This is a genomic window from Streptomyces sp. NPDC051214, assembly GCF_040682375.1.
GTDB lineage: Bacteria > Actinomycetota > Actinomycetes > Streptomycetales > Streptomycetaceae > Streptomyces.
This window is the reverse complement of sequence record NZ_JBFBAT010000001.1, coordinates 526,332-539,176: the sequence shown is the minus strand read 5'-3', so window position 1 is coordinate 539,176 and position 12,845 is coordinate 526,332. Positions and strand designations below refer to the sequence as shown.

The following is a 12,845-nucleotide window of genomic DNA, read 5'->3' as shown; positions in this document are numbered from 1 at the left end:
AGAGCGATCTCCTGTGATCGATGACGTAAGCGTACGCGCTTTACTCATGTCGCTTGCGGGAGGGCCCCTTCGTTCCGTCCGTCCTGTACGAGACGGGGGAGCTCCAAGGCGGCCGCTCTCCGTACGGGCGACGGAAACGGGTGGCCTCGTGGGAGAATTTCCGCGTGGACGGGGGGATCCTGGAGCGGGATCGTGAACTGGCTCGACTGACCGCCGCCGCACGGGAAGCGGGCGGCGGAGCGGGCTCGGTGGCGCTCGTCTTCGGGGAGGCCGGCATCGGCAAGTCGAGCCTCGTGAACGCGTTGCCGGGAGCGCTGTCCTCGCAGGCCAGGGTGCTGGTCGGACAGTGCGACGACCTTGCGACCCGGCGGCCGCTCGGCCCCTTCCGTGATCTCGTCGGCAGTGTCCGCACCGAACTGGCGCAGGCGGTCACCGAGGGCGGAGACCGGCACCGTGTGTACGACGCGCTGCGGACCGAGCTGGGCGACCCGCCGCACCCGACCGTCCTTGTCGTAGAGGACGTGCACTGGGCGGATGAGGCCTCTCTCGACGCGCTGCGGTTCCTGGTACGCCGCGTGGACCGGATGCCCGCGGTCCTCGTGCTGACCTTCCGCGACGACGAGCTGGGCCGCGAACACCCGCTGCGGCACCTCCTCGGCCAGGTGTCGAGGGCGGCCCGCGTGCACCGCGTCCCCCTGCCCCGGCTCTCCCGCGACGCCGTGCGCACGCTGAGCGCGGTGAGCCGCCTCGACCCCGCGCAGGTGTACGCGGTGACGTCGGGCAACCCCTTCTACGTCGCCGAGGTCGTCGCGGCGGGCGGCACCGGGGACGTGCCCCCGACCGTGGTCGACGCCGTCCTGGCCCGGCTGCGCGGCCTCGACGACGCCGCACGCGACGCCCTCGAACAGCTCGCGGTGGTTCCCTCGGCGGCCGAGCGCACCCTGGCCGACGCGCTGCTGCCGGGCGGGGTCGGCCAGTTGACCTCGGCGGAACGCCGTGGCCTGCTCGTCGTGACGCCCGAGCGGGTGATGTTCCGGCACGAGATCATCCGGCGCGCCATCGCCGACTCGCTGCCCGCGGCACGGCGCATCGAGCTCGACCGGAACGTGCTCGCCGTCCTGGTCGCGCAGCCCGGCGCCGACTCCTCCCGCATCGTGCACCACGCCGCCCAGGCGGGCGACCACGACGCCATCGCGCGCTACGGCCCCGACGCGGCGAGGGACGCGGCCCGCACCGGCGCGCACCGCGAGGCCGCCGCCCAGCTGAGGCTCGTCCTGCGACAGCGGGAGCGCTACGGACCGGCCGAACTCGCCGATCTCCTGGAGCGGTTCGCGGTGGAGAGCTACACCATCGCCGACTCGCCCGCCGCCGTCGGCGCCCAGCGGGAAGCCGTCGCCCTGCGCCGCTCCCTGGGCGACCTGCGGGCACTCGGCGCCGATCTGCGCTGGCTGTCGCGGATCCACTGGTGGGCGGGCGACGCGGACGCCGCGCAGGAGGCCGCCAGGGAAGCCATCGACGTACTCGAACAGGCCGGTGACGAGCGTCTTTTGGCGCTCGCGCTCAGCAACACCTCCCAGCTGCGCATGCTCTCCGACCGGTACGCGGAGGCCATCGGCTACGGCGAGCGCGCCATCACCCTGGCCCGCCGCACGGACGACGCGGCGATCCTCTCGCACGCCCTGAACAACGTGGGCACCGCCCGCTGGCGCGGCGGCGATCCGCTGGGCAGGCCGCAGCTCGAGGAGAGCCTGGCGGTCGCCCTGAAGGCGGGCGAGGCCGAACACGCCTGCCGCGCCTACGCCAACGTCATCTGGACCCTCCTGGAGAACCTCCGCTTCGCGGAGGCCGACCACTTCCTGGCGCCCGCCATGGAATTCGCGGACCGCACGGAGCACCTGGGGTTCCTGCGCTACCTCCAAGTGGAGCTGGCGCTGCGGCAGTTCGCCGCGGGTCGGTGGGACGAGGCGGAGAAGCACGCCGAGTCCGGCGACGCCTACGAATTCCCGCCCGCGCGCTGCCCCGCCCTGACCGTCCAGGCACGCGTACGCATCCGCCGCGGCGCGGAAGGCGCCGACGAGCTCCTCGCGCGGGCCTGGGAGGTCGCCGAGCGGACCCGGGAGCTGCAGCGCACGGGCCCGGTCGCCGCGGCACGGGCGGAGGCCGCCTGGCTGCGCGGTGACCACGCGGCCGTGCTGGACGCCGTCGGCCCGCTGTACGCGCAGGCGCGCGGCCTGGCCGCGACGCCCTACCGCGCCGAACTCGGCCACTGGCTCGCCAAAGCGGGGCACCCGCCGCCCGCCGACGGCTCCGATCACCCGTACGCCTTGCAGGCCGCCGGGCAGTGGCGCCGGGCGGCCGAGGCATGGCGGGCCGCGGGCTGCCCCTACGAGCACGCGGCAGCCCTCGCCGAGAGCCCCGACCCGGCGGACAAGCTCACCGCGCTCGCCGGCCTCGACGCCCTGGGCGCCGAACCCCTGGCCCGCATCGTCCGCGCCGACCTGCGCGACCTCGGCGTCGCCCGCATCCCGCGCGGCCCGCACGCGGCGACCCGGCGCAACCCGGCGGGCCTCACCGGCCGCCAGCTCCAGGTCGGACGGCTCCTCGCAGAAGGACTCACCAACATCGAGATCGCCGAACGGCTCTTCCTTTCCGTGCGCACCGTCGACAACCACGTCCGCGCGGTCCTGGAAAAGCTCGGCGCCCGCACCCGCCGCGAGGTCGCCGCCCGCGCCGCGCAGCTGGGGGTGGAAATCGGCGGCGAAAAGTAGGTGACCGCCGGACGTGAGCTAGGTGGTGGGCACGGATATCGGTGGGTGGCGGACAGTACTAGAACGGGCGGATCGGACACGCCGAACCATCGGGGGAGCACATGTCCATCACGCCCGCACAGGCAGCGCGCAGCGAACTGGCAGGATTCAAGGGTGAGTTGAAGGGCCCGGACGACGCCGGGTACGACGAGGCGCGTGCCGTCTACAACGCGATGGCCGACAAGCGCCCCGCGCTCGTCGCCCGCTGCACCGACGCCGGCGACGTGTCCCGGGTCATCGGCTTCGCCCGCGCGCACGGCCTGCCGCTCGCGGTCCGCGGCGGCGGCCACCACGGAGCGGGCCTCGGCACCGTCGAAGGCGGCGTGGTCGCCGACCTGTCGCCGCTCAAGTCGGTCGAGGTCGACGCGCCGAACCGCACCGTACGGGTCGGCGGCGGCTGTGTGTGGAGCGAGGTGGACCGCGCCACGCACGAGCACGGCCTGGCCACGCCGAGCGGCATCATCTCCACGACCGGCGTCGGCGGGCTCACCCTGGGCGGCGGCCTCGGCCACCTCACCCGCAGGTTCGGGCTGAGCATCGACAACGTCCTGGAGGCCGACCTCGTCCTGGCCGACGGCCGTCAGGTGCGGGCGAGCGCCGACGAGAACCCGGACCTGTACTGGGCGATCCGCGGAGGCGGCGGCAACTTCGGCGTCGTCACCTCGTTCCTCTTCCGCCTGCACGAGCTGAGCACGGTCGTCGCGGGCCCCACCTTCTGGCCCGCGGAACAGGGCGCCGAGGTGCTCGCCGCCTACCGGGACTTCCTGCCGCGGGCGCCGCGCGAGGTGAACGGCTTCTTCATGTACGGCACCGTCCCGCCGGCCCCGCCCTTCCCCGAGCCCCTCCATCTGCGCAAGGTCTGCGGCGTCGTGTGGTGCCACACCATCGAGGACCCCGAGGCGGCGGCCCACGCCATGGCGCCCCTGCTCGACGCGCTGCCCGACCCGCTCCTGCACGCCGTGGCCCCGATGCCGCACCCCATGCTGCAGTCCCTGTTCGACGGGCTCTACCCGCCCGGCGACCAGTGGTACTGGCGCGCGGACTTCGTCGACGAGATCCCGGACGACGCCGTCGCCCTGCACGCCAAGTTCGGCCCCGAGGTGCCGACCATGAAGTCGACGATGCACCTGTACCCCATCGACGGCGCCGCCCACGACCACGGCACAGCGGAGACCGCCTGGAGCTATCGCGGGGCCCGCTGGGCCTGCGTCTACGCGGGAGTGGACACAGACCCGGGCAACGCCGATCTCATCAAGCGCTGGACCGTCGACTACTTCGACGCACTGCACCCGTTCTCGGCGGGCGGTGCCTACGTGAACATGATGATGGAGGAGGGCCAGGAACGCGTCCGGGCCAGCTACCGCGACAACTACGCCCGCCTGGCACGGGTCAAGGCCGCCTACGACCCGGACAACGTCTTCCGCCTCAACCAGAACATCGAGCCTGACCCCGGCGCCCTCGGGTAACCCCGCTGGACCGCCTGCCGCGCCCCGATGTGACGGGGGTCGTAGCGTGTGATCCATGTGCTGGAGCGCGACGGCCGATCTCGTGGCGGGTGTGGGTGTCGCTGCCGTGGGGATCGCGTGTGTGACCCGGGCGGCCCGCGGCGGGCGGGCCCGCGACCTGCCGATCGCCGCGCTGCCGTTGCTGCTCGGTGCCCACCAGATCATCGAGTCCGAGGTCTGGCGCAGCGACGGCGGCACGGGATGGGCCACCATGGCCTGGGCCGTGATCGCCCTGCCGCTGCTGGCGCTGTGGATGCCCGTGGCGGTGCTGTGCGCGGCCCCGCCGAGCGCCCGCCGCCGCCTGCTGATCCCCCTCGTGGCGGGCATGGCGACGGCGGCGGTGCTCTCCTACTACCTGGTGACCCGCACCGTGACGGCCGAGATCCGCGGCCACACGGTCGGCTACGCGCTCGGCCTGCCTTGGCCCGAGCTGATCATCGCCGGATACCTCATCGCCACCGTCGGCTCCCTGCTCCTCTCCGGCGACCGGGGCCTGGTCCTCTTCGGCGTCCTGGTCGCCGTCGGGGCGGCGGTGTGCGTGCTGCTGTGGCGTCGCGAGTACATCTCCACGTGGTGCGCGTTCGCGGCGGTGTGCTCGGTGTACCTCTACTTCTGGGTCAGAAGGCGTTCTCGTCCAGTTCGAGCGCGGTCCGGTCCAGGCTCTCCAGGAGCGTGAACTGGGCCTCCGTCTTCGGCAGTTCATGGCGGAAGAAGTAACGGCAGGCGGCGCGCTTGCCCGCGTGGAAGTCCTCGCTGCCGGTCTCGGCCGCGAGCAGCTGCTCCAGCCACATCCAGGCGACGACCACATGCCCGACCGCCTCGAGGTAGACGCTCGCGTTGGCGAGCGCCGTCTGCGGGTCACCGGTCGACCAGAGCCGCTGGGTCACCTCCACGGCACGCGCCGCGGACGCGTCCAGCGCCCGCCCGTATCCGGACGCGGAACCACCCGCCGCTGCGGCACGGGCGGACGTCCGCGAGATCCGCTCGACGAGCAGGCGCAGACCCGCGCCGCCGTCCATGATCACCTTGCGGCCGAGCAGATCGAGGCCGTGGATGCCGTGCGTGCCCTCGTGGATGGGGTTGAGGCGGTTGTCGCGGTAGAACTGCTCCACGTTGTACTCGCGCGTGTAGCCGTAGCCGCCGTGCACCTGGATCGCGAGGTTGTTGGCCTCCAGGCACCACTGCGAGGGCCAGCTCTTGGCGATGGGCGTGAGCACGTCGAGCAGCAGCTTGGCCTCCTCGCGCGCCTGCGGAGAAGTGCCGGTGTTCTGCTCGTCGAGCAGCCGCCCGCAGTACAGGTTGAGCGCCAACGCGCCCTCCACGTACGCCTTCTGGGCGAGGAGCATCTTGCGTACGTCGGCGTGCTCGATGATCGGAACCTGCGCCGACGCGGGGTCCTTCGCCGCGAGCGGACGGCCCTGCGGGCGGGTGCGCGCGTAGTCAAGGGCGTGCAGATAGCCGGTGTAGCCGAGCGCGGTGGCGCCGAGGCCCACGCCGATCCGGGCCTCGTTCATCATGTGGAACATGTACGCGAGCCCGCGGTTGGCCTCACCGATGAGGTGGCCGACCGCGCCGGGCTCACCGCCGGGACGGTGGGCGCCCTCGCCGAAGTTCAGCAGGGTGTTGGTGGTCCCTCGGTAGCCCATCTTGTGGTTGAGGCCCGCAAGCACGACGTCGTTGCGCTCGCCGAGCGACCCGTCCTCGCCGACCAGCACCTTGGGCACGATGAACAGCGAGAGCCCCTTCACGCCGGGCGGGCCGCCCGGAATCCGGGCGAGCACCAGATGCACGATGTTCTCCGAGAGCTCGTGCTCGCCGCCGGAGATCCACATCTTGTTCCCGAAGAGGCGGTAGGTGCCGTCCTCCTGCTCCTCGGCCCGCGTCCGCACATCGGCGAGCGACGAGCCGGCCTGCGGCTCCGACAGGCACATCGTCCCCAGGAAGCGGCCCTCCACCATGGGGCGCACGAAGGTGTCGATCTGCTCCTTCGAGGCGTGCGCGAGGAGCAGATTGGCGTTGCCCATGGTCAGGAAGGGATACGCGGCCGTGCCGACGTTCGCCGCCTGGAACCACGCGAAGCAGGCCTGCGCCACCACGGCGGGCAGCTGTCCGCCGCCGATCTCGTGGTCCATGGCGCTCGCCAGGAGCCCCGAGTCCCCGAAGACCCGCAGCGCCTCCTTCACCTCGGGGATGATGTGCACCCGCTCGCCGTCGAAGGTGGGCTCCTGGGCGTCGTTCTTCTTGTTGTGCGGGGCGAAGTGCCGGGTGGCGATCTGCTCGCTCAGTTCGAGCGCGGCGTCGAAGGTCTCCCGGGAGTGGTCCTCGTACCGCTCCCGGCCGGTGAGCGCGGGCACGTCGAGCCACTCGTACAGCAGGAAATCGAGGTCACGACGGGACAGGAGCAGGGATGCCATGCGGTTTCTCCATGGGGTGACGGCGGTACCGATCCCGGGGCAGGGGGCCCCGCACACCCGATACTAAGCGGTTGCTTATGGGGTTTGTCGAGGGCGGCCCTGTGACACCCGGCTCAGCCGACCGCGTCCCCCTGGAAGGTGGCCGCGCGCACCGCCTCGAACAGCGCCGTGACGTCCGAGCCCGTGAGGCCCGCGGACCGCGCCTGTTCCATCCACTCGGTCAGTGCGCTCTGCAGGGGTGAGTCGGGACCCGCCTGGGGGCGGGCGAGCGAGCGGGTGATGAACGTGCCGGCCCCCTGGCGGACCTCGGCGAGGCCCGCGCGCTCCAGCTCGCGGTAGGCCTTGAGCGTGGTGTTCGGGTTGACCTTGGTGGTGGCGGCGACCTGGGCCGCCGTGGGCAGCCGGTCGCCCTCCACCAACGCGCCCATGCGCAGGGCCTGTTCGACCTGGCGCACGATCTGGAGGTACGTGGCCACACCGCTGCGCCGGTCGATGCGGAATTCGACCACTGTCCCCACTCTCTGCTCGTTTGCGGACACTTTACGTACTTGTCGTTCCCGGGGCCCTAGAGGGGCCGCCGCGAGGCCCACCACAGGACGAACACCGCCACGGCCGCAGTCGCGCCGAGCAGGATCGCGGCGCCGGTCCACTGCATGCCCGGCATCTGGTCGTAGCCGAAGTACTCGACCATGTTGTTGACGATGCCGTGTTCCTTGATGCAGGCGTTGGTCGCCTTCTCGGTCGGTTCGGCGCAGGTGCCCCAGCCGTAGAGCTGCCCGTCCGCGGTGCTGATCCAGCGGTCCGCCTCCACGGCGCTGCCGCTGTCGAGGAAGTTCGGCGTGTCGCCGTTCAGCGGCCAGGTGATCGTGCGAGGGGTGGCCAGGCGGTCGCGGAACTCGCCCCAGGCCACCTGGACGACCAGGGCGAAGAAGAAGGTGGCCAGCATCGCGGGCAGCACCCGGCGCAGCAGCATGCCGATCGCGATGCCGCCGATGGTGGTGAAGAGGGAGAGCGCCGCGAGCATGGGGCCCGTGTTGTCGAACACCGATCCCGAGAGCCATTCCGTGAGGAGGGGGCCGCGGTAGGGCTCCCACCACCAGAAGAACAGCGTGGAGAGCACGAGGGTGGCCACCAGGACGAGCGCGAGGCACCAGGTCAGCTTGGCCGCGAGCCAGCGGCGGCGCTGCACCGACTGCGTGGTGACCAGCTGCGCCGTGCCGTGCTCCTGGTCGCTCGCGATCAGCGGGGCGCCGATGAAGACACCGAGGACGATGGGCAGGGCGCCGAGGATTTCGGCGATGTACTGAAACCTCTCCGGGGCCTGGGTCAGGTTGACGTTCTTGCCGGGCCAGCCCATCCCGGCGAGCGTGTCGGCCAGCTGGCCGCGCTCGTAGATGATCGCGGCCGAGCCGAGCACGGCCAGGGCGACGACGATCCACGTGGTGGTGCGGTGCTGGCGCAGGACGAGCCAGGTGAGTCCGTGCAGCAGACCCGGCTTCTTGGCGGACTGCTCCGTGCGCGGCTGCTCGGTCAGGGTGGTGCTCATGCGGCGGCGATCCCCTCGGCCTCGATACGTGCGTCGTGCGTGAACAGCGGCTCCGCGTCCGGCGAACGGAGATGGGCGAGCAGGACTTCCTCCAGGCTCGGCTCGGACACCTCCCAGTCGGGGGCCAGCGGGCCGTGGGGGCGGACGAGGGCACGGAACTGGCGTCCCTGGACCCGGAATTCGACGACCGTGTGCGGGGCGAGGTCCGCGGGCGGGGTGCCGTCGGGGGCGAGTCCGGTCACCAGGGCGTGGGCCGGGACCAGTTCATCGGTGTCGCCCGCCATCCTGAGCCGGCCGTCCGCGATGACCAGGAGGTAGTCGCACATGTCCTCCAGCTCGGAGAGCATGTGGGAGGACATCAGCACGGTCGTGCCGCGCTCGACGGCCTCCGACATCAGCAGGGAGCTCATCTCGTCCCGGGCCAGCGGGTCCAGGTCCGCCATCGGCTCGTCGAGCAGCAGCAGATCGGGCCGCTTGCCGAAGGCGAGCGCGAAGGCGACGCGGGTGCACTGACCGCCGGAGAGCGTGCCGACCTTGGCGTCCATCGGGACGTTGCCGGAGCGCACGATCCGCTCGGCGGCGGGCATGTCCCAGCCGGGGTTGAGTTCGCTGCCCAGGCGCAGCGTCTCGGCCACGGTGAACCGCTTGAACAGCGGCTTGTCCTGGGAGAGGAAGGCGAACCGGGGCATCGCGGCCGGGTCGTCCACCGGGACACCGAAGATGCGCAGCTCGCCCTCGGTCGGTGTCACCAGGCGCGTCGCGAGCCCCAGCAGGGTGCTCTTCCCGGCGCCGTTGGGGCCGACGAGACCGCAGATCCGCCCGGCGGGGAGCCGGAAGGAGCAGTCGCGCAGCGCCCAGCCGCGGCGATAGCGCTTGCCCAGGCCGCGAGCCTCGAGCGCGGTCGCGCTCAGGGGGCTCTCGGCCTCGGAGGGGTCGGCAAGGGTCATGAGCACGCACGCCTCTCTCGATTCCATTAAACAATTAATGGAATCATGATCTGCGCGATGTGGACCTGTCAAACCCCCTCCGAGTCGCCCGGCCGTCCGCTACTGCACCGACTTCGCCGGCGCCGTGGCGTCGCGCTGGTGCGGGATCAGGCCCGGCGGCAGCTCGCCCTGCTGCACGTTCACCGTCCTGACGGGGGCGGGAACGCGAATGCCCTCGGCGCGGTAGCGCTGGTGCAGCTGCTTGATGAACTCGTGCTTGATGCGGTACTGGTCGCTGAACTCGCCGACGCCGAGGATCACCGTGAAACTGATCCTGGAGTCGCCGAACGTGTGGAAACGCACGGCCGGTTCATGGTCGGGGAGCGCGCCGTCGACGTCCTTCATGACGCTCTCCACGACCTCGGTCGTGACGCGCTCGACCTGCTCCAGGTCGCTGTCGTAGCTGACGCCGACCTGGACCATGATGGAAAGGTCCTGCTCGGGACGGCTGAAGTTGGTCATGTTGGTGCCCGCGAGCTGGGCGTTGGGGATGATGACGAGGTTGTTCGACAGCTGACGCACCACCGTGTTGCGCCAGTTGATGTCGACGACATAGCCCTCCTCGCCGCTGCTGAGCCGGATGTAGTCGCCCGGCTGCACGGTCTTGGCGGCGAGGATGTGCACGCCCGCGAAGAGGTTGGCCAGGGTGTCCTGGAGGGCCAGGGCCACCGCGAGGCCGCCGACGCCGAGCGCCGTGAGCAGCGGGGCGATGGAGACGCCGAGCGTCTGCAGGACGACGAGGAAGCCCATCGCGAGCACGACGACACGGGTGATGTTGACGAAGATCGTCGCCGAGCCCGCGACGCCCGACCGGGACTGCGCGAGGGTCTTCACCAGGCGGGTGACCACGCGGGCCGCCGTCAGCGTCCCGGCCAGGACGAGCAGGGCGGTCAGCGTCATCGAGACGTTGCGGCCGGTCCTCGGGGTGAGCGGGAGAGCGGCCGCGGCGACGGCCGCCCCCGCGGTGATCGCCGCGCAGGGGACCAGCGTGCGCACGGCGTCGACGATGACGTCGTCGCCGCTCCACCGGGTCCTGCTGGCCCGTTCACCCAGCCACCGCAGGATCATCCGCAGCAGCAGACCCGCCGCGATGCCTACGGCCACCGCTATCCCGGCGGTGATCAGGTCGTGCCATGTGAGCGCTCGCTCCATCAGTTCAATCTCCAGGTTGTGCGGGCGCGCCGGACGCGTGTTCGTGGTCCGGCGCGAGCGTCATCCTGCCCCATGGGTGCGGCGCCGTTGCCGGGGGCCCGCACCCAGCTTGCCCCCAACTCAACGGCCGCGGGGTGATGTCCGACATCCCGCGCCGTATCACCTGACTTCAGGTCAGCCGGCCGCCCCGTCTCGCGGCTACGCCTTGCGGCCCACCCCGGCGTACAGCGGCACCGGCGTCCCGTTCCTGACCTCGTCCACGGCGAGCTCCGGGTGCCAGTCCGGCAGCCAGGTGATGCCGGGGTCCATCAGCTCGAGGCCCTCGAAGAACCGCTCCACCTCGGCGCGCGCCCGCGGCACGAGCGTGACACCGCCCGCCTTGTACATCTCCACCGCCTGCCGCGTCCGCTCCGGGTCGAAGTCGCCCGCCATCTGGGAGAGGACCAGGTGGCTGCCGGGCGCGAGAGCGGACACGAGCCGCTCCACGATGTCGTGGGCGCCCTCGTCGTCGCCGATGAAGTGGAGCAGCGCGATCAGGGACAGGGCGATCGGTTGGCTGAAGTCCAGTACGTTCTCCGCCTGTTCCAGGATCTTGTCCGGCTCACGGGCGTCCACCTGGAGAAACTCCGTCACCCCCTCGGGCGTGCCCCGCAGCAGTGCCTCCGCGTGCGCGAGGACGATCGGGTCGTTGTCCACGTACACGACACGCGTCTCGGGAGCGGCCGACTGCGCGATGCGGTGGAGGTTCGGCTCGGTGGGGATGCCGGTGCCGATGTCCAGGAACTGGCGTATCCCGGCCTCTCCCGCCAGGTGGCGCGTGGCGCGCTGCATGAACCATCGGTTGTGCTGCGCGCAGTACTTGGTCTGCGGTTCGAGCGACACGATCTGCCGTCCGAGCTCCTCGTCCACGGGGTAGTTGTCCTTGCCGCCGAGGAACCAGTCGTAGACCCGGGCGGGATGCGGCTTGCTGGTGTCGATCGGGTGGGTCACGGGCGGCGGAATCGCGGACATGCGTCAACTCCCAGGCGGGCGGCGGGTGTTCGGAAGAGCACGGCGTGCGTCCGGTCATCGTGCCCGCTCGGCCCACCGGGCTCAAGTGACTCCTGCCCGAGGTGTCGCCCCATGTGTCACCGACGGTCCTCAGGGAGGCGAGGCGTGATGTCGGCCCCGCGGAGGGGGTTCCCCGGCGGCCATAGATATGCAAGTCTCCTCCCTAATCTCCGGGGCAAGCGGTTGACTCACTGGTCAACAGGGCTGCCCCGGCCTCGACATGAGGTGAAGAAGTGTTGCGGAACGGGACACGGGGGCACGATCTCGCCTCGCTGCGCCGGCTGAACACCACCGTCGTGCTGCGTGCCCTGCACCGCCGCAGCCCCCAGACCCTCGCGGAGCTCGCCGCCGGCACCGGGCTCTCCCGGCCCACCGTGGAATCCGCCGTCGAGGAGCTGACCGCGCACGGCTGGGCGGGGGAGGCCGAGCGCGACGAGAGCGAGCGCGCGCCGGGACGCCCCGCCCGGCGCTTCCGGTTCCGCGTGGAGGCGGGCCGCGTCGTCGGAGCCGACATCGGCCTGCACAAGATGGTCCTGCTCCTCGCCGACCTCGGCGGCACGGTGCTCGCCGTGCGGCGCGACGACATCGACCCGGCCCTGAGCGGAGCCCAGCGTCTCGACCTCCTGCGCAGGGGCCTCGAAGCCTTCCTGGACGCGCACTCCGTGCGGCGCGACGACATCCTCGCCCGCTGCGTGGGCGTACCCGGCGTCGTCGACGCGGGCGGCACCATCACCTCCCACGTCATACCCGAATGGTCCGGCGTCGACCTCGGGCGGCTCCTCGCCGAGGGGGAGGCGGGGCACACCCTCGTCGAGAACGACGTGAACCTCGCCGTCCTCGCCGAACGCTGGCAGGGCGCCGCCACCCTCGCGCACGACGTCGTCTGCGTCCTGACCGGTCACCGCGTGGCGTGCAGCCTCACCATCGGCGGGCGACTCCACCGGGGGAGACGGGGCGGCGCGGGCGAGCTCGGCCTGCTGCCGCTCCTCGGCATGAACACCGCCCAGGACGCCCTCAGTTGGAAGGGTGAGCGGCGCTCCGGCGAGTCCGAGGTGGCCGCACTCGCCCGCGCCGCGGACACCGGTGACCCCCGCGCCCTCGCGGCCGTCGCGGACTTCGCCGACCGCATCACACCGGGCATCGCCGCCCTCGCCCTCGCCGTCGACCCGGAGCTGGTGGTGCTCACCGGCGGCGCGACCCCCCTCGGCGGCCACCTCGTGCCGCTGATCGAGGACCGGCTGCGCCCGCTGACCCTGCACGTCCCGCGCATCGCGCTGAGCACGCTCGGCGAGCAAGGCGTCGCGATCGGCGCCGTACGCAAGGCACTTGACCGGGTCGAGTCCGATCTCCTGACGGATGCGGACCCGGCACCGGCGCTCTGACCA

Annotated in this window: 10 protein-coding genes; 4 read left to right on the top strand and 6 right to left on the bottom strand. The window is 71.7% G+C overall.

The features are described 5' to 3' along the window. The first annotated feature begins 164 nt into the window (after positions 1-164). The 3 genes from AB0M70_RS02485 (at position 165) to AB0M70_RS02475 (ending at position 4,988) form a co-directional block, all read left to right on the top strand. Positions 165-2,768: an AAA family ATPase gene (locus AB0M70_RS02485; RefSeq protein WP_365815491.1), complete on the top strand. Its 2,604-nt coding sequence runs from the start codon at positions 165-167 to the stop codon at positions 2,766-2,768. A 101-nt stretch (positions 2,769-2,869) separates the two neighbouring features. Then, on the top strand, positions 2,870-4,273 hold the full coding sequence (locus AB0M70_RS02480; RefSeq protein WP_365815489.1) for an FAD-binding oxidoreductase: 1,404 nt from the start codon (positions 2,870-2,872) through the stop codon (positions 4,271-4,273). A 55-nt stretch (positions 4,274-4,328) separates the two neighbouring features. Further along, a complete protein-coding gene (locus AB0M70_RS02475; protein ID WP_365815487.1) occupies positions 4,329-4,988 on the top strand; it encodes a DUF6629 family protein in 660 nt (219 codons plus the stop codon). On the opposite strand, the gene AB0M70_RS02470 is transcribed toward AB0M70_RS02475, so the two are convergent. The 6 genes from AB0M70_RS02470 to AB0M70_RS02445 form a co-directional block, all read right to left on the bottom strand. Then, a complete protein-coding gene (locus tag AB0M70_RS02470; protein WP_365815485.1) occupies positions 4,930-6,726 on the bottom strand; it encodes an acyl-CoA dehydrogenase in 1,797 nt (598 codons plus the stop codon). The genes AB0M70_RS02475 and AB0M70_RS02470 overlap by 59 nt on opposite strands. Before the next feature lie 113 nt (positions 6,727-6,839). Then, a complete protein-coding gene (locus tag AB0M70_RS02465) occupies positions 6,840-7,244 on the bottom strand; it encodes a GntR family transcriptional regulator (RefSeq protein WP_365815483.1) in 405 nt (134 codons plus the stop codon). A 47-nt stretch (positions 7,245-7,291) separates the two neighbouring features. Beyond that, positions 7,292-8,272, bottom strand: coding sequence for an ABC transporter permease subunit (locus AB0M70_RS02460; RefSeq protein ID WP_365815481.1), 981 nt, complete (start codon positions 8,270-8,272; stop codon positions 7,292-7,294). After that, a complete protein-coding gene (locus tag AB0M70_RS02455; RefSeq protein WP_365815479.1) occupies positions 8,269-9,219 on the bottom strand; it encodes an ABC transporter ATP-binding protein in 951 nt (316 codons plus the stop codon). Before AB0M70_RS02455 ends, AB0M70_RS02460 begins: the two co-directional genes overlap by 4 nt. 99 nt (positions 9,220-9,318) lie before the next feature. Next, on the bottom strand, positions 9,319-10,410 hold the full coding sequence (locus AB0M70_RS02450; RefSeq protein ID WP_365815477.1) for a mechanosensitive ion channel family protein: 1,092 nt from the start codon (positions 10,408-10,410) through the stop codon (positions 9,319-9,321). A 198-nt stretch (positions 10,411-10,608) separates the two neighbouring features. Further along, positions 10,609-11,421 carry an SAM-dependent methyltransferase gene (locus AB0M70_RS02445; protein WP_365815475.1) on the bottom strand — a complete coding sequence of 271 codons (813 nt, stop codon included), beginning with the start codon at positions 11,419-11,421 and terminating at the stop codon, positions 10,609-10,611. 272 nt (positions 11,422-11,693) lie between these two features. On the opposite strand from AB0M70_RS02445, the gene AB0M70_RS02440 reads away from it, so the two are divergent. Then, positions 11,694-12,842 (top strand): ROK family transcriptional regulator, encoded by a 1,149-nt coding sequence (locus tag AB0M70_RS02440; protein ID WP_365815472.1) that lies wholly within the window; start codon positions 11,694-11,696, stop codon positions 12,840-12,842. The last annotated feature ends 3 nt before the right edge of the window (positions 12,843-12,845 follow it).